Genomic DNA, 14,877 nt, shown 5'->3' with positions numbered 1-14,877 from the left:
TCCAACCATTGTGTGAAAGAGAATCTCACACTATCGAAACCTTGAGAACGAACACGGCCCTACGCGTAGTAGATGGCTGCGTACGACGCGATCTGTTTCGATCTCGACAGCACCCTCTGCGAGCCGACTCGGGACGCCGCGACGGTGCTCGAGACGGCGTTTAAGCGGGCCGGCATCGACCCCTTTTGCACGCCGGCGGACCTGCGATCGGCCGTGCCCGCGCTCCCGACGGCCGAAACGGATCGCGAGTTCTACGAGAATCTCTTCGCCGAGGTCGCGGGTCGGGCCGACGTCGACCCCGCGGTCGCGCCGAGACTGGCCGGGGCGTACCTCGAGACGCAGGACCCGACCGCCGTCAGGTTCCGTCCCGGAGCGGAGGCCGCCCTCGAGCGCGCCCGCGACCTCGGGCCGGTCGGGCTGATCACCAACGGCGGCCGGCCGACCCAGACGCAAAAACTCGAGGCGCTGGGCATCGCCGACGCCTTCGACGTCAGCGTCTTCACCGAGCCGAGCGCGGGGATCTTCCCGAAACCCGACGCGGCTCCCTTCGAGTACGCCCTCGAGGAACTCGACGTGGCTCCGGACGCGGCGATCCACGTCGGCGACTCGATCCGTGCCGACGTCGCCGGCGCGAACGCGATGGGGCTGGACTCCGCCTGGGTTGATCCCGGCCACGACGATTCCAGCGGTGATCGCGGCGCGCGCGAACACGAACCGACCTACGAACTCTCGTCGCTCGAGGGCCTCGAGACGGTTCTCTGAACGGCTTCGGATCGCGTGTCGTCTCGCTCTCTGGTTCGCTTGAGCGATCGATCGTCACTCCGTGCACCACCCTCGTTCTCGACTGTGACGAAATCGGTTATCCGGCGGACTCCGTTGTCGAGTGACGTCTCACTCGAGCCGCCGACCCAACGTGCAGTGGCGCGCGCTGGGCCGCGGTGAGTGAATAGCGAACCGCGGTCCAACGTCGTGCAAGGGATGAGCGAACGAAGTGAGTGAGCGAATCGGCTGGGGAGAACGTGGAAGTTCCAGTTGCCACGCGAGGACGGAGTGGAATGAACGGAGTCACTATCGACAACGTCAGAAACGGAAGTGTTCTGTTCATCCTGGCGGCTAGGGGTTGCCACACCCTCCCCAGCCGATTCGTTCGATCGCTGTGCTCTCTCACTCATCCCTCGCACGGCTTCGGGCCGCGGTTCACCGTAGTTCACCGCGGCCCAGCGTGCGCCACCGCAGATCGAATCGACAGCGAGCGAATCGAGATCGTTCGAACGAGCCGAAAAACGGAAATGAGTCCAATCGACCGCGTTAGCGAACCTTCTCGCCGACTTCGGCGTCGCCGTGGGTCGTCAGCAGGTCGGCCTCCTCGCCCGCGGCGAGGATCATCCCGTTGGACTCGACGCCGAACAGTTCGGCTTTCTCCATGTTCGCAAGCAGGATGCACTTCTCGCCGGGGAGTTCCTCGAGGTCGTGCAGTTGCTTGATTCCCGCGACGACCTGTCGGGTCTCGAAGCCGATGTCGACCTCGAGTCGCGCGAGGTCGTCGGCGCCCTCGATGCCTTCGGCGGATTCGATCCGGCCGACGCGGATGTCCAGGTCCTGGAAGTCCTCGAAGCCGATGCGCTCGTCGGCGAGCGCCTCGAGATCGTCGGTGTCTGCCATGGAGTCAGATTCGTCCGCGGCGGTGTCGTCGCTTTCGGTTTCCTCGTCCGCGTCCTCGCCGTCATCGTCGCCTGCGGCGGCGACGCGCTCCTCGAGTTTCTCGTTCAACTCCTCGACGCGGTCGTCCTCGATCTTCGCGAAGAGCTCGCCGGGTTCGTCGAAGTTCCGCGGCGGGGCCTCGAGGGCGTCCTCGAGGTGGGCGTCGGCGACCGCGCCGTCCTCGCCGAGCTGTTCCCAGAGATTCTGGGCCTTGTCGGGCGCGATCGGCTCGATGAGGACGCCGACGGCCTTGGCGATCTGGACGCAGTCGCGGATGACCTGCGCCGCCTTCTCGGGCTCGTCGTCGGTGAGCTTCCAGGGCTCGTTGCGCTGGATGTATTCGTTGCCGAACTGGGCCAGTTCGGTGGCGGCCCCCCCGATTCCACGCAGGTCGTAGTCGTTGACGCTCTCGCGGGCGTCGCCGATGGCGCCCTCGATGCGTTCCCGGACTTCCTCGGAGACGTCCGTCTCGGGAGTGCCCTCGTAGTTGCGGTAGGCGAAGAGCAGCGAGCGGTACCAGAAGTTACCGACCGTGCCCACTAACTCGCCGTTGACCTTCTCCTGGAAGGCGTCCCACGAGAAGTCGACGTCCTGCTGGAGGCCGCCCGTCGTGGTCAGATAGTACCGCAGCAGGTCGGGGTGGAACCCTTCGTCCAAGTACTCCTTCGCCCAGATCGCGCGGTTGCGACTGGTCGACAGCCCCTTCCCGTTGATCGTGATGAAGCCGGTCGCGGCGATGCCGCGGGGCTTGTTGTAGCCGACACCCTCGAGCATCGCCGGCCAGAAGATGGTGTGGTGCTGGATGATGTCCCGCCCGATGATATGCATGATCTCGCCGTCGCCCTTCCAGACCTGCTCCCAGTCGAACTCGTCGGTGCCGACGCGCTCGGAGTACTGCTTCGTGGAGGCGACGTACTCGATCGGCGCGTCGACCCAGACGTAGAGGACGAGCTCGCTCTCGTCTTCACCCTCGGCGGTCGGGTAGTCAATCCCCCAGTCCATGTCCCGCGTGATACACCAGTCCTGCAGGCCGTCTTCGATCCACTGCCGGGGCTGGTTGCGCGCGTTGGAGGTGCCCTCGAGGCCGTCCAAGAACTCCGTCAGGAAGTCGGCGAACTCCGAGACCTCGAAGAACTTGTGGGTGCGCTCGCGGTACTCCGCGGGGTTGCCCGTGATCGTGCTCGTCGGGTCCTCGACCTCGCCGGGCTCTAGGTGGCGCTGACAGCCCTCGTCGCACTCGTCGCCGCGGGCCTTCTCGCCGCAGTAGGGGCAGGTGCCCTCGACGTAGCGGTCGGGGAGGTACTGGTCGGCGTCGGGGTCGTAGGCGACCTGAATCTCCTTCTCGTAGATGTACCCCTCCTCGTCCAGCGTTCGGACGATCTCCTGGGTCAGTTCGGTGTTCGTCTCGTCGTGGGTGTGGCCGTAGTTGTCGAACTCGACGTTGAACTGCGGGAACGTCTCCTCGTACTGCTCGTGCCAGTCGAGCGCGAAGTCCTCGGGATCGACGCCCTGCTGCTCGGCGTTGACGGCGACCGGCGTGCCGTGCATGTCCGAGCCGCAGACGTAGGCCGTCTCCTGTCCGAGCGTCTCGAGGGCACGGCTAAAGGCGTCCGCGCCGATGTACCCGCGTAGGTGACCGATGTGCAGGTCGCCGTTGGCGTAGGGCAACCCGCAGGTCACGACCGCAGGCTGGTCCGTTGGAAACTCGTCGGTGCTCATATGCATCACGAGGCGGTGCCGGGCGTAAAACCCGCCGGTTTTCGATCGACGGTGGCGCCCTCCTACCGTGGCCCCGGACCGTCGACCGACTCGTCGCCTACCGCCGCCCCGTCGCGGTCCCAGATCGCCGGCAACAGTCCCAATCGACCACCGAACAACAGTCCGAGGCCGACGACCACCAGCGCGAGGAACGCGACGAATCCCGTCGTCCCGGGAGCGATCACGACCGCGACCGCCGCGCCGACCCACGCCAGCCACGCCAGCGCCTCCCACGGTCGTCCGCCGTACAGTCGCCACGTCGACAGCGAGAGCGCGAAGCCGCCGCCGACGGCCGCCACGACGACGCCCTCGAGGGCCGCCGCCGATACCGCGGCCAGCGCGAGGAAGCCGACGATCGAGACGGCGTCGATGCGATCCAGTGCCAGCGCCATACGCGAGGCTCGCAGCGACGCGGCAAACAGCTACCGATCGCTCGTCACTGTCGATTCCATGCGGTGGCGCGTGCTGTGTCGCGGCGAGTGAACAGCGAGCCGCGACGCGACGTCACGCGAGGGATGAGTGAGCGAGTCGGCTGGGGAGGGTGTGGCGACCCCCGTTGCCAGTGCGAGCAGCACGTTCGAGTATATCGGTAGTTAGTAGTGTGCTTCGTTACCCAGAATGGAACTGGAACTGAAAACGCTCGATTCGGCAACTACATACGCGAACCGACCGCTGTCGCCGATTAGCAACAGCCGTTTTCGTCGGGATTCCACTCGCACGCATCACCGGTGGTAAGGCCGTTCTCGTCGATATACGCCGAGAGACATGCGAAATTACAGAAGTACAGGGGTGACCCACAGTCGTCGTTACAGTCGCGGACACAGAGAGGGTCATGGTCGGAGATACGTGACTCACAGTACGTACACGTCTCCTCTGCGTCAGGTGTTGCAACGGTCGTAGACATACCTATGCTAAGGAATTTACCACGGAAAACGTTTCGTGGGGGTGCGCTGAGTAACGCCCTCTACTGAACACGAGTCGCGGGGACAGTTCCGAATACCGAAACCGTGCTACTGTCTATTGGGATAACTCCACGACAGCAACTTGACCGAGAAAAGCGGCTCGCGAACCCGATTTTAATCGTCACTCGCCACGGGCACGCTCGCGCGCACCTCGAGTCGATCCAGATCGCCGATGAAGGACGCGAGCATCTCCCGCGTCACGTGGGGCATACAGACGATCCGAAGCTCCCCAGTAGCGGTCCGGGAAATCCGCCAGCCCTTCGCGCGCAGCGCGTCGAACGTCGATCGGGGCACGTCGGCCGCGACCAGCGGCAGCGTCGGATCGACGACGTCGTAGCCGCGTTTCTCGAGGGCGTCGGCGAGCCACTTGGCGTTGTTCTGCGAGCGGACGTACTGGCGCTTGTAGCCCTCGGGCCACAGCTCCTCCATCGCCGCCACGGCGCTGGCGACGCCGGCGCCCGACCGCGTCCCGGTTAGCGTCGCCTGCGAGGTCGACTCGAGGTAGGGAGTGTCGACGGCGAGTTCGTTCAGCAGGTCGTCGGAGCGGGCGAGCAGCCCGCCCGCGGGCACCGCGGCCTGGCCCATCTTGTGGGGATCGATCGCCATCGTGTCGACCGGAGCGTGCTCGAAGTTCCACTCGTAGTCGGTAAAGGGCAGCACGAAGCCACCCCACGCGGCGTCGACGTGGAGCATGGCGCCGACCGACCGGGCGATCTCGCCGAGTTCCGGAATCGGATCGACGCGGCCGTACTCGGTCGTCCCCGCGACGCCGATGACCAGCGCGGTCGCCTCGTCGACCGAGGCGCGGACGGCCTCGAGGTCGGCCCGGAAGTTGTCGTCCGTCGGGACGATGCGCAGTTCGACGCCGAGGATGTCCGCGGCCTTCTGGAAACTGAAGTGGGCCGACTCGGGCATGACCACGTTCGGACGCTGGCTCTCGGCGCGGTCACGGGCGATGCGGACGGCCTGAATGTTCGCTTCCGTCCCGCCGCTGGCGATGTAGCCGGTCGGCTCCTCGAGGCCGGCGATCGAACCCAGCATCGCGATCGCCTCCTCCTCGAGGGCCGAAACAGACGGATACGTCCCCGGATCGCCGGGGTTGGTCGCGAGGAACCGTTCGGCCGCGTCGCGCGCTACCGGGTGGGGCTCCGTACACATCGACGACAGCACCCGGTCGAACGCTTGCGGCTCGGATTGCATATCACGCACAAGTACGTTCACCCGTTTAGACGTTGCGCTTAACGGTCCTGTCCGCGATCAGATTCCGCCGAAATCGGTTCCCGGCGGACGTGACCTCGAGGGAGTCCACGGGCCGAAGAAATATTGATACCGCGTCAGCCGAAAGAGCCCGCAAATGCTCCCGTCCGCGTCGCGGTTCGTCGAATACGTCGGCACCGGTAGCGGCGTCCTCGCGCTGTTCGTCTTCGGGTTCGTCGACGCAACGGACGTCCAGTCGATTACGATCGACCTGCTGGCGGTCACCGTCCGCTTCGTCTTCCTCGAGGCGCTGTCGGCCGCCGCGGTCTTCACGTTCTTCGTCGGACTGACCGGTCTACTGCTGGTCCGCGAGGTCTGGTCTTCGCGAGACGATCTCGAGAAGATGACCGACGGCCCGAAACTCACGGCGATCGTCCCGGTCTACCGCGACCACGCGGTGATGGACGAAAGCGTCGAGAGCCTCTGTGAGAGCGCCTACGAGAACCTCGAGATCGCGATCGTCGCCGAACCCAACGACGAGGCGACCCTCGAGCGGGCCCGGGAACTCGCGGTCGAGTACGACCGCGTGACGTGTCTGGTAAACGGCGAACCGGGATCGAAGGCGGGGGCGATCAATTACGCTGTCAGCGAGAGCGACACCGACCGCTTCGCGGTCTTCGATGCCGACGAGCGGATCGCTCCCGAGTTCCTCCCGACAGCGATGGGCGAACTCGAGGCCGGCATGGACGTCTTCCAGGGGCGGCGCGTCCCGCGGCCGACCGGCGTCGTCGAAACGGTCGCCTACTGCGAGCGCATCGTCTTCCACGCCAGCTACAAGCTGGTCGAACTGGCCGGCTTCACGAACTGTCGCAGTTCCTCGACCGCGTTCACCCGTGAAGCCCACGAGCGCGTCGGCGGCTACGACGACATGCTCACCGAGGATCTGGACTTCGCCCACGCCTGCTACCGCGAGGGGCTCGACGTCAAACAGGCCCGCCAGTGTACGAACACGATGGAGGCCCCCCACACCTGGGCCGATCTCTGGGGCCAGCGCAAGCGGTGGCGCGTCGGCCAGGTCGAGGTGCTCCACGCCACCCTCGTCGACCTCCTGCGCGGCCGGGTCGGCCGCCGCGGCGCGATCTCGATCGGCCGGATGTGCTCGAGCCTGCTCGGCAGCCTCTTTACCCTCGCGCTGGTCTCGAAGCTCCTGCTCCTGCTCGTCCTCGACGTCGAGTCGGCCGTCCTGCTCCCGTCGGCGGCCCTCGTCGCCACCATCGGGCTCGTCGCCTGGCGCGACCGGCGCGACGGCCGCATCGACGGGCTCGTCTGGAGCGTCGCCCTCGCGCCGCTTTGCTACCCCGCGTTCGGGGTCCTCACGCTCCGCTCGTTCCTCGAGTACGGACTGAGCTGGGACGGGAGCTGGTACCACGTCGAGAAGACCGGGTCGTAGTCGACGAGGTCTCGAGGGCGATCGACTCGAGGCGGTCGGGAACGAGACGCCAGTGCAGTCCGCGGATTTATTCGGAGCAACCGTGAACGAGTCGTATGAGCGTTATCGCCGAGTTCTCGGTCAAATCCGACGACCTGGCGCTGTACCACGCCCTCACGGCCGCGCCGGGGATGGTCGTCGAGATCGAACAGGTCGTGGCGACGATGGAGGACAGGGTGATGCCGTACTTCTGGGTCAGCGGCGGCGATCACGCGGAGTTCGAGGCGGCGTTTCAGGAGGACGACTCCGTGACGGGCGTCGCCCCGATCGACGAGGTGGACGGCGCCAGACTGTATCGCGCCGAGTGGACGAAGAACGTCGAAACGATCGTCTACGCCTACGTCGAACTCGGAGCGACGATCCTGCAGGCGATCGGACGGGACAAAAACTGGGAGCTCCGGATGCGGTTCGACGATCGGGACAGCCTCGCGCAGTTTCAGGACTACTGCGAAGACAAGGAAATCGCGTTCAAACTCAATCGTATCAAGGACCAGGAACAGCCGATGGCCAGCGCTCAGTACGATCTCACGACGAAGCAACGCGAGACGCTGGTCGCGGCGCTCGAGGAGGGGTACTACGAAATTCCACAGGGAATCACGATGACCGATCTCGCCGACCGAATGGACGTCTCCCAGCAGGCGCTCTCGAAGCGATTTCACGCCGCCCATCGGAACCTCATCACGAGCACACTGACGTTCTCTCATCCGGACGACGAGTGACTCCCGCTCTCGGCGACACCGGGCGTTCGCTTTCGTGGTGGTGTATACAACCTCTCCGTTCTTCGGCAAGGGCCGTCTTTATCCGTATATGACAGGCCACCGCCAGAGTCAGGAGACCGGCGAGCCCGCGACCGACGAATGGGAGAAAGTAGCTGCGCAATGTCGCGACTGCGAGGCCGTCTACTCCGCGTGGGTCCTCGCCGACGGCACCGTCCAACCGATCGGCCGGAAGGACGGCTGTCGCTGCGGATCCTCGGAGTTCGAGGCGCTCTCGAGATAGCGAACGGCAGTCGACCGAAGCGCACAGCGGACGCTTTGCCTACGCACCCGTCCTCGTATCGACAGGGTCGAGACCGATTGTGTCGATGGGACGGTTGCGCACTACGCCGCCGACAGCGTCTCACGGCGAAGCGAAATACGGGGGAAGAAGGATTCTCGAAGGCTAACCGACCGACTTAGCGAACCGAATCGAGCAGCAGCTTCTGCTCGACGCGCTTGACCTCGTGCTGGACGTCACGGACGGCGTCGATGTTCGCCGAGATCGACGTGACGCCTTCCTTGGCGAGGAACTGGACCATCTCCGGCTTGGAGCCGGCCTGGCCGCAGATGCTCGTGTCGACGTCGTGTTCGCGGCAAGTCTCGATGACGTCGCCGATCAGCTTCAGGATCGCGGGGTGGAGCTCGTCGAAGCGGTCGGCAACGTGCTCGTTGTTCCGGTCGACCGCGAGCGTGTACTGGGTGAGGTCGTTCGTCCCGAACGAGGCGAAGTCGATGCCCGCTTTCGCCATCTCCTCGACCGACAGCGCCGAGGCCGGCGTCTCGATCATCGCGCCCCAGCGGCGCTTCTCGGGGTCGATGCCGGCCTCCTTCATGAGCGACTTGGCCTGGTAGATGTCCTCCGCGTCGTTGACCAGCGGGAACATGATCTCGACGTTGTCGTAGCCCATCTCGTAGAGCCGCCGGAACGCCTCGAGTTCGTGGGCGAAGACGTCCGGGCGGTCGAGCGAGCGCCGGATTCCGCGGTACCCGAGCATCGGGTTGTGCTCCTTCGGTTCGTCCTCGCCGCCCTCGAGTTGGCGGAACTCGTCGGTCGGCGCGTCCAGCGTCCGGACGCGAACGGGCCGCGGGTAGAACTCGTCGGCGACGCCGCGGATTCCCTCGACCAGTTCTGTGATGTAGGCGTCCTCGCCGTTCTCCGCGATGAACTTCGCGGGGGTCTGGTTCAGCGAGAGGATCATGTGCTCCATGCGGAGCAGGCCGACGCCGTCGGCGCCGGTCGCGGCCGCGCGCTCGGCGGCCTCCGGAATGGAGACGTTGACCTTCACCTCCGTCGCGGTCATGGGCTTGACCGGCGACTGCGGCCGGACCTCCTCGACGGGTTCGGTCTCTTCGTCGGGTTCGACTTCTTTGCCCTCGAGGACTGCGCCCTTGTCGCCGTCGAGCGTGACGAGTTGCCCGTCCTCGAGGACGGTAGTCGCGTTCGTCGTGCCGACGATAGCCGGAACGCCCAGTTCGCGGGAGACGATGGCGGCGTGGCTGGTCATGCCGCCCTCGTCGGTGATGATCCCCGACGCCCGCTTCATCGCGGGGACCATGTCCGGCATCGTCATCTCGGTGACGATGATGTCGCCCTCGCCGACCTTATCGAGGTCGTCGAGCTTTTTGACGATCCGGGCGGCCCCGCTGACGGTGCCCGGACTCGATCCCAGTCCGTCGACGATGACCTCGCCGGAGGCGTCCGCCCCCGAACTCGAGGACTCGCCGGCGGCGGCCTGAACGCCGCCGCTGCCGTCGGTCAGCCCCGTCGAGGCGTCGACGCTGCCGGTCGCCTCGGACGCAGTGGCCCCGCCGTCGCTCTCGTCGATGGTCGTGATCGGTCGGGACTGGAGCATGTAGACCTCGCCCTCGACGATGGCCCACTCGACGTCCTGGGGTTTGTCGTAGTGGTCCTCGACGCGCTCGCCGAGATCCATCAGGGCCCCGATTTCGTCCTCGGAGAGGACCCGTGCGTTCCGCTTGTCCTGAGGAACCTCGGTCTCGACGGTCTCGCCGGTCTCCTCGTCCTTTTCGTGCATCACCTTCTTCTCGGCGACGGTGACGTCGATCGACCGATCCTCGCGCTCGACGACGTAGTTGTCCGGCGAGACGGCACCGGAGACGACGGCCTCGCCCAGGCCCCAGGCGGCCTCGATGATCATCGTCGGGTCGCCCGTCGAGGGGTGGCTCGTGAACATCACGCCGGATTTCTCGGCGTCGACCATCTGTTGGACGACGACCGCGATGTTCACTGCAGAGTGATCGAAGCCCTGCTCCTGACGGTAGTAGATCGCCCGCTGGGTGAACAGCGAGGCCCAACACTCGCGAACGCGGTCGAGCAGCGCCTCCTCGGTGACGTTGAGGAACGTCTCCTGTTGGCCCGCGAAGGAGGCGTCGGGCAGGTCCTCGGCCGTCGCCGACGACCGCACCGCGACGAACGCCTCGCCGTCGCCGACCTGCCGATACGACTCGAGGATCTCCTCGCGGAGTTCGTCGGGGAAGGGGGTCTCGAGGATGAGTTCCTGCGCGCGGTCGGCGGCGTCGGCCAGCGCCGACGAGTCGTCGACGTCGACGTCGACGGCCGCGAACAGTTCCTCGTCGATTTCGGCTTCTTCGATGAACGATCGATAGGTCCCGGCGGTTACGACGAATCCCGGGGGCACGGGCAGCCCAGCACCCGTCAACTCGCCCAGGGAGGCTCCTTTGCCGCCGACCTTCTCGAGGTCGCCGGCACTGATCTCGTCCAGCCAGAGTACAGCCATTGCTATCTGGTTCGACACCCGAACGAATAAAGAAGGTTGCGAACAGTCGCAGCCAGTCGCAACTCGCAACCGAATGAATCTCCGGCATACGTGCCGATTTACAACGGATTTCGCTGCCGTGTGTGTTACTGATCGGACAGCTATTCGCCGGTCACGGTCGATCCGAGCGGCTCAGACGTTGCGAGCGATCGTCAGATACCCCGTGTGGCCCACCGGCGCGGTCGACGGCCGCGAGCCGCGGTCGTCGAACTGCATCTCCCGCTGGATCGTCTCGCGCGTGCGGACGTTCGAGAGCTCGACCTCGCGGGCCGCCGCGACGACCTCTCGGGTCGACTCGATGAAGGGGCTGTAGACCGCGACGAAGCCGCCGTCGACCAGCAGGTCGGGCGCGTGCTCGACGACGGCCGCCGCGTCGCCCGTATCGAGGGTCAACACGTCGAACGACGAGGGCTCGAGCGCGTCGATCTCCTCGGTCAGATCGCCCGTTCGGACGTCGACGCTGTCGTCGACGCCGCCGAGTTTCATGTTCTCGCGCGCGACGTCCGCGAACTCCGGATCGCGCTCGTAGGTCACCACCTCGGCGCCCGCGCGGGCCATCGAGGCCGCGAGCACGCCCGTTCCGGTGCCGGTATCGAGCACGCGGTCGCCCTGCGAGACGCCGGTCTCGCCGATCACTAACCCGACGTCGCGGGGGACCATCGGTGCCCCCGTCCGCTCGAACTGGTGAAACAGATCCGGGCCGCGCAGCCGGCGCACCCGAAACGCCTCGCCGAGATGCGTCTCGATGGTGTCGCCCGGCTGGACGTCTTCAGGCACCTCGAGCACGCCCAGATCCGTTCCCTGCTCGCCGCCGGGCTGGATCAGGTACTCGCGGTCGCCCTTGACGAGCAGGACGGGGACGCGGTCGTCCGCGTCCGCAGTCTCGTCGGCGCTCGCGGTTCCGTCTCCGTCCGCGTCGGTCTCGGAATCGCTATCGTCGGTCACGCGAACGTCACTCGAGGCGTTCGACTGCCGCGGCGAGGTCGCCGTCGACGGCCTCGAGGGCGTCGCGGGCCTCGTCCTCGCTCACGCCGGCGCGGGTGGCGACGAGTTCGACGTCCTCGTCGGGAATCGCGGCCCCGGCGTCCTCGTCGGCGCCGGCGCTGGCACCGGCGGCACCGGACTCGACCTGTTCGGGCGAGCCGATGATCTGGTAGGTCTCCTCGCCGCGGGCGTCCATCTTGGTGACCTCGGCGTCGTTGAAGACGAGGTCGTACTCCTCGGTGCGGATGATGACCTCCTCGGCGTCGATATCCTCGACGTCGATTCCCATCTGTTGCATCATCTGTTCCATCTTGCGCGGGTTCAGACCGCCGCCGCCTCCTCCAAACATACCCGACACGTCGCTACCCGCACCCTTTTACTCTGCGGTTCAAACTTTTGCATCTCAAACTTTTGCGCTGCGGGCGCGCCTGCGGCGCACCCTCGGCAAAACTTTGATGAAAAGCACTCCTCCTTCCTCTCCGTTCGCTTCGCTCGCTCCGAGTCAGTCGTCGGCCCGCTCGTTCGCGCCTGCGGCGCTCACTCGCGGTCGGTATCGGTGAACGCCTGCCCTTCCCCGTTGAGCGGAGGCGAAGCCTCCGCGATGCTCGGAAGACGCTCCGCGTCTTCCGTTGGGTCGCGCGCCCTCGCTATCGCTCGGGCGCGCTCTCGGCCAGTCGATCGGTGCTCGGGAAAATCAGTTCTCCGCGGGCGCGCCCTCGCGCACGTTCACCGCCATCCCGGTCTCGAAGTCCGCGATAGCCTCGGCCGCCAGTTCCGCCGTTCCGACCGCGATCAGCTCGCCGCGCTCGTGGATCACGAGCACCTCGTCGCCCGGCCGGATTTCGGGACCCGCCTCGAGGACGAACTTCGTGAAGACGTTCTTCTCGTCGCGGACGAACGGTTCGCTCTCGTCGTCGACGACGACGCGATAGGCGGGGTGCTCGAGGACCGCGTGGAGCCGACGGCCGCCCTCGAGGCCGAGGGTGAATCGGCCGTCGGTTCCGAAGGAGACGATTCGTCCGTCATCGGCGTGGATCTGCTGGGGCCGACCTGAAGAGGTGCGCTTGATGGTGAGTGACTCCGCGGGCGGAAAGAGGGCGTCGCCGGCGCCCGAACCGAACTGGTAGTCCGCGATGGTCCGCAGCTCCGGCAGCCCCGCCTGTCCGTTCCCGTCGGCTGGATCGCTCATTGGACAGGGTTTCGCGCCCGCGGTCGAAAGCCCTTCGACCTCGAACCGGATTCGGATCGGACTCGAGTCGCCAGTCTCGGTTCCCGTGACGACATCGCCGACTCGCAACGGCTGTGCTATTGGATTTTGCGACAGAACAGAAATGACGAACGTTATAATACTCGATTCAATACTTCTGATATCGTATGGACGCCACGCAAATCGCTCTCGGTGTCGCCCTCCTCTTGTTCGGCACCCTGACGCTGGCCGGGCCGGCCACGTTCGTTTCCGGGCCGTTCGTGTACGTTCTGACGGGAGCGATGCTACTCGTTACCGGGTACGCACTGTTGGTCGGACTCTGGAAGGGACGTTCGGACCGGTCGTGACGCGAGCGTCCGCAGTTAGAGGAGGAACGTCTCGTGGCGTTCGCCCAGGTCGACGAAGGAATCGGCCGCCGCGATGAGTTCCTCGGCCGTCGAGGATTCGAACGCCATCACCTCGACGCGGACGCCCTCGTGGCGCAGGTGCGAGCAGAGCCGCGAGAAGTCGCCGTCGCCGGTACAGAGCACGACCGTATCGACGTGGTTGGCCAGGGTCACCGCATCGAGACTCATTCCGACGTCCCAGTCGGCCTTCTTGGTCCCGTCCGAGAACGTCTTGATGTCCTTGATCTTCGGCTCGAAGCCGATGTCGATTAGCGCCTCGAAAAAGCTCTCCTCCTCGGGCGAATCCGCGCGGATGACGTAGGCGATCGCGCGGGTGAGCTGGCGGTCCTGAACGGCCTTGTCGAGCAGCGCGGAGTAGTCGATGTTGCGGCTGTGCAGACTCTGGGCCGTGTGATAGAGGTTCTGGGCGTCGACGAGAACGGCGACGCGCTGGCCCGGATGAATTTCCGTCATAGATCACACTGTGCGGGGCTCCCGTAAAAATCGCGGCGTTCCGCGGATCGCGTTCCGGGCCTCGACCGAGTCGGTGATCGTCCCCGGTCTCTGGTGCCGAGCGCCACGGCGACCGTCCGCGAGGAGACCCAGCGGTCCGGAGTGCGCTGGTCGGGAGCAATGACGGATCGTGAACGGAAATCAGAACAGCGTCGACGGCGAAACGCGAATCGTTAGCTGCGGAGTTTCTCGATGCGCTTCTCCGTCGGCGGGTGGCTCGCGAACAGTTTCTCCATGAGACCGCGGTCGGTGTTCATGATACAGAGCGCGCTCATGCTGTCGTCGAGTTTCGACTCGCGCCCCTGCGCGCCGCTGGAAATCTTCTCGAGTGCGCGCGCCAGCGGTTCGCCGGTGCCGATGTACTGGCGGGCGTCCTCGTCGGCGACGTACTCGCGGTATCGCGAGATGGCCAGCACGAAGACCATCACGAGCATGTTCGCCAGCGAGGAGGCGACCATCGCGAGGATCCAGGTGCCGATGTTGCGCTCGCCGCCCATCAGCACCGCGAAGTAGGCGACGTAGCCGACCATCATCCCGATGGACTGGCCGACGACCATCGTGATCACGTCGCGGTTCTTGATGTGGGCGATCTCGTGGGCGATGACGCCCTCGAGTTCGTCGCGCTCGAGGATCTGCATGAGTTCCGTCGAGACGCAGACGACGCCGGCGCCCTTGCGGCCGACGGCGAAGGCGTTGGGGACGCCCATGCTCATCACCATCAGCTTGGGTTTGTCGACGCCCATGTCTCGGGAGAGCGATTCGGTCATCTGGTGGACCTCGCGGTACTGGCCGTCCTCGGGCATCTCCTCGGCGCCTCTGAGCGCCATCCACTTGCCGAGTTTGTACTGGATCGCGGGGAGGATGACGATCCCGGCCGGAAGTATCAGGAGCGGACTAACGCCGAATAGCAGGGCCAAAAACGTCGCTGCGCCGACGTAGAAGGCGAACAGGATGGCTCCGACGACGACCATCCGAAGTTTCAGTCCGAAGTCTGTCATACGCGATGCTATGTAATGCTCGGGGATAAATTACGCGGAAATTTATGTCAGCTGCTGGCACGGACTGTCCGCGATCGCTGTTCGAAGCCGCAACCGATAAGGGAATCCGGATCAGTGGGTCAGGTA

Annotated in this window: 15 protein-coding genes; 5 read left to right on the top strand and 10 right to left on the bottom strand. The window is 65.6% G+C overall.

Features of this window, described 5'->3' with window-relative positions; genetic code table 11:
- Window positions 1-72 precede the first annotated feature (72 nt).
- On the top strand, window positions 73-762 hold the full coding sequence (locus HTUR_RS04035) for an HAD family hydrolase (RefSeq protein WP_012942021.1): 690 nt from the start codon (window positions 73-75) through the stop codon (window positions 760-762).
- Between the two features lie 546 nt (window positions 763-1,308).
- On the opposite strand, the gene metG is transcribed toward HTUR_RS04035, so the two are convergent.
- From metG to mfnA, 4 genes are all read right to left on the bottom strand, one after another.
- Window positions 1,309-3,420: a methionine--tRNA ligase gene (metG, locus tag HTUR_RS04030; protein ID WP_049941828.1), complete on the bottom strand. Its 2,112-nt coding sequence runs from the start codon at window positions 3,418-3,420 to the stop codon at window positions 1,309-1,311.
- Window positions 3,421-3,482: 62 nt separating this feature from the next.
- Complete coding sequence (locus HTUR_RS04025; protein WP_012942019.1) at window positions 3,483-3,851, bottom strand: hypothetical protein; 369 nt, start codon at window positions 3,849-3,851, stop codon at window positions 3,483-3,485.
- Between the two features lie 290 nt (window positions 3,852-4,141).
- Window positions 4,142-4,363, bottom strand: a complete 222-nt coding sequence (locus HTUR_RS28630; protein ID WP_012942018.1) for a hypothetical protein — start codon at window positions 4,361-4,363, stop codon at window positions 4,142-4,144.
- A 172-nt stretch (window positions 4,364-4,535) separates the two neighbouring features.
- Window positions 4,536-5,630, bottom strand: a complete 1,095-nt coding sequence (gene mfnA, locus HTUR_RS04020) for a tyrosine decarboxylase MfnA (RefSeq protein ID WP_264183096.1) — start codon at window positions 5,628-5,630, stop codon at window positions 4,536-4,538.
- Window positions 5,631-5,775: 145 nt separating this feature from the next.
- Between mfnA and HTUR_RS04015 the strand changes: the two genes are divergently transcribed.
- The 3 genes from HTUR_RS04015 to HTUR_RS04005 all read left to right on the top strand — a co-directional run bounded on the left by HTUR_RS04015 (window position 5,776) and on the right by HTUR_RS04005 (window position 8,106).
- Window positions 5,776-7,068: a glycosyltransferase gene (locus HTUR_RS04015; RefSeq protein WP_012942016.1), complete on the top strand. Its 1,293-nt coding sequence runs from the start codon at window positions 5,776-5,778 to the stop codon at window positions 7,066-7,068.
- Between the two features lie 95 nt (window positions 7,069-7,163).
- Window positions 7,164-7,826, top strand: a complete 663-nt coding sequence (locus tag HTUR_RS04010; protein ID WP_012942015.1) for a helix-turn-helix domain-containing protein — start codon at window positions 7,164-7,166, stop codon at window positions 7,824-7,826.
- Between the two features lie 88 nt (window positions 7,827-7,914).
- Window positions 7,915-8,106 (top strand): hypothetical protein, encoded by a 192-nt coding sequence (locus HTUR_RS04005; protein WP_012942014.1) that lies wholly within the window; start codon window positions 7,915-7,917, stop codon window positions 8,104-8,106.
- Window positions 8,107-8,281: 175 nt separating this feature from the next.
- On the opposite strand, the gene ppsA is transcribed toward HTUR_RS04005, so the two are convergent.
- From ppsA to HTUR_RS03985, 4 genes are all read right to left on the bottom strand, one after another.
- Window positions 8,282-10,624, bottom strand: coding sequence for a phosphoenolpyruvate synthase (ppsA, locus tag HTUR_RS04000; RefSeq protein WP_012942013.1), 2,343 nt, complete (start codon window positions 10,622-10,624; stop codon window positions 8,282-8,284).
- A 171-nt stretch (window positions 10,625-10,795) separates the two neighbouring features.
- A complete protein-coding gene (locus HTUR_RS03995; protein ID WP_012942012.1) occupies window positions 10,796-11,608 on the bottom strand; it encodes a methyltransferase domain-containing protein in 813 nt (270 codons plus the stop codon).
- A 7-nt stretch (window positions 11,609-11,615) separates the two neighbouring features.
- Complete coding sequence (locus HTUR_RS03990; protein WP_008896193.1) at window positions 11,616-11,996, bottom strand: nascent polypeptide-associated complex protein; 381 nt, start codon at window positions 11,994-11,996, stop codon at window positions 11,616-11,618.
- 345 nt (window positions 11,997-12,341) lie between these two features.
- The gene (locus tag HTUR_RS03985; RefSeq protein WP_012942011.1) at window positions 12,342-12,836 is read right to left on the bottom strand and encodes a PUA domain-containing protein; all 495 of its coding nucleotides are present in this window, start codon (window positions 12,834-12,836) and stop codon (window positions 12,342-12,344) included.
- 185 nt (window positions 12,837-13,021) lie between these two features.
- Between HTUR_RS03985 and HTUR_RS03980 the strand changes: the two genes are divergently transcribed.
- The gene (locus HTUR_RS03980) at window positions 13,022-13,201 is read left to right on the top strand and encodes a hypothetical protein (RefSeq protein ID WP_012942010.1); all 180 of its coding nucleotides are present in this window, start codon (window positions 13,022-13,024) and stop codon (window positions 13,199-13,201) included.
- Window positions 13,202-13,216: 15 nt separating this feature from the next.
- On the opposite strand, the gene HTUR_RS03975 is transcribed toward HTUR_RS03980, so the two are convergent.
- On the bottom strand, window positions 13,217-13,714 hold the full coding sequence (locus HTUR_RS03975; protein WP_012942009.1) for a LabA-like NYN domain-containing protein: 498 nt from the start codon (window positions 13,712-13,714) through the stop codon (window positions 13,217-13,219).
- A 212-nt stretch (window positions 13,715-13,926) separates the two neighbouring features.
- A complete protein-coding gene (locus HTUR_RS03970) occupies window positions 13,927-14,751 on the bottom strand; it encodes a M48 family metallopeptidase (RefSeq protein WP_012942008.1) in 825 nt (274 codons plus the stop codon).
- Between the last annotated feature and the right edge of the window lie 126 nt (window positions 14,752-14,877).

The organism is Haloterrigena turkmenica DSM 5511, assembly GCF_000025325.1.
GTDB classification, from domain to species: domain Archaea; phylum Halobacteriota; class Halobacteria; order Halobacteriales; family Natrialbaceae; genus Haloterrigena; species Haloterrigena turkmenica.
This window is presented reverse-complemented; position numbering and strand designations above follow the sequence as displayed.

What these genes read in the sequence shown, in the direction of transcription:
- HTUR_RS04005 (WP_012942014.1), top strand. Translation starts at nt 7,915, where the DNA reads ATGACAGGCCACCGCCAGAGTCAGGAGACCGGCGAGCCCGCGACCGAC.
- HTUR_RS03985 (WP_012942011.1), bottom strand. Translation starts at nt 12,836, where the DNA reads ATGAGCGATCCAGCCGACGGGAACGGACAGGCGGGGCTGCCGGAGCTG.
- ppsA (WP_012942013.1), bottom strand. Translation starts at nt 10,624, where the DNA reads ATGGCTGTACTCTGGCTGGACGAGATCAGTGCCGGCGACCTCGAGAAG.
- HTUR_RS04025 (WP_012942019.1), bottom strand. Translation starts at nt 3,851, where the DNA reads ATGGCGCTGGCACTGGATCGCATCGACGCCGTCTCGATCGTCGGCTTC.
- metG (WP_049941828.1), bottom strand. Translation starts at nt 3,420, where the DNA reads ATGAGCACCGACGAGTTTCCAACGGACCAGCCTGCGGTCGTGACCTGC.
- HTUR_RS03980 (WP_012942010.1), top strand. Translation starts at nt 13,022, where the DNA reads ATGGACGCCACGCAAATCGCTCTCGGTGTCGCCCTCCTCTTGTTCGGC.
- HTUR_RS03975 (WP_012942009.1), bottom strand. Translation starts at nt 13,714, where the DNA reads ATGACGGAAATTCATCCGGGCCAGCGCGTCGCCGTTCTCGTCGACGCC.
- HTUR_RS04015 (WP_012942016.1), top strand. Translation starts at nt 5,776, where the DNA reads ATGCTCCCGTCCGCGTCGCGGTTCGTCGAATACGTCGGCACCGGTAGC.
- HTUR_RS04010 (WP_012942015.1), top strand. Translation starts at nt 7,164, where the DNA reads ATGAGCGTTATCGCCGAGTTCTCGGTCAAATCCGACGACCTGGCGCTG.
- HTUR_RS04035 (WP_012942021.1), top strand. Translation starts at nt 73, where the DNA reads ATGGCTGCGTACGACGCGATCTGTTTCGATCTCGACAGCACCCTCTGC.
- HTUR_RS03990 (WP_008896193.1), bottom strand. Translation starts at nt 11,996, where the DNA reads ATGTTTGGAGGAGGCGGCGGCGGTCTGAACCCGCGCAAGATGGAACAG.
- HTUR_RS03970 (WP_012942008.1), bottom strand. Translation starts at nt 14,751, where the DNA reads ATGACAGACTTCGGACTGAAACTTCGGATGGTCGTCGTCGGAGCCATC.
- HTUR_RS28630 (WP_012942018.1), bottom strand. Translation starts at nt 4,363, where the DNA reads ATGTCTACGACCGTTGCAACACCTGACGCAGAGGAGACGTGTACGTAC.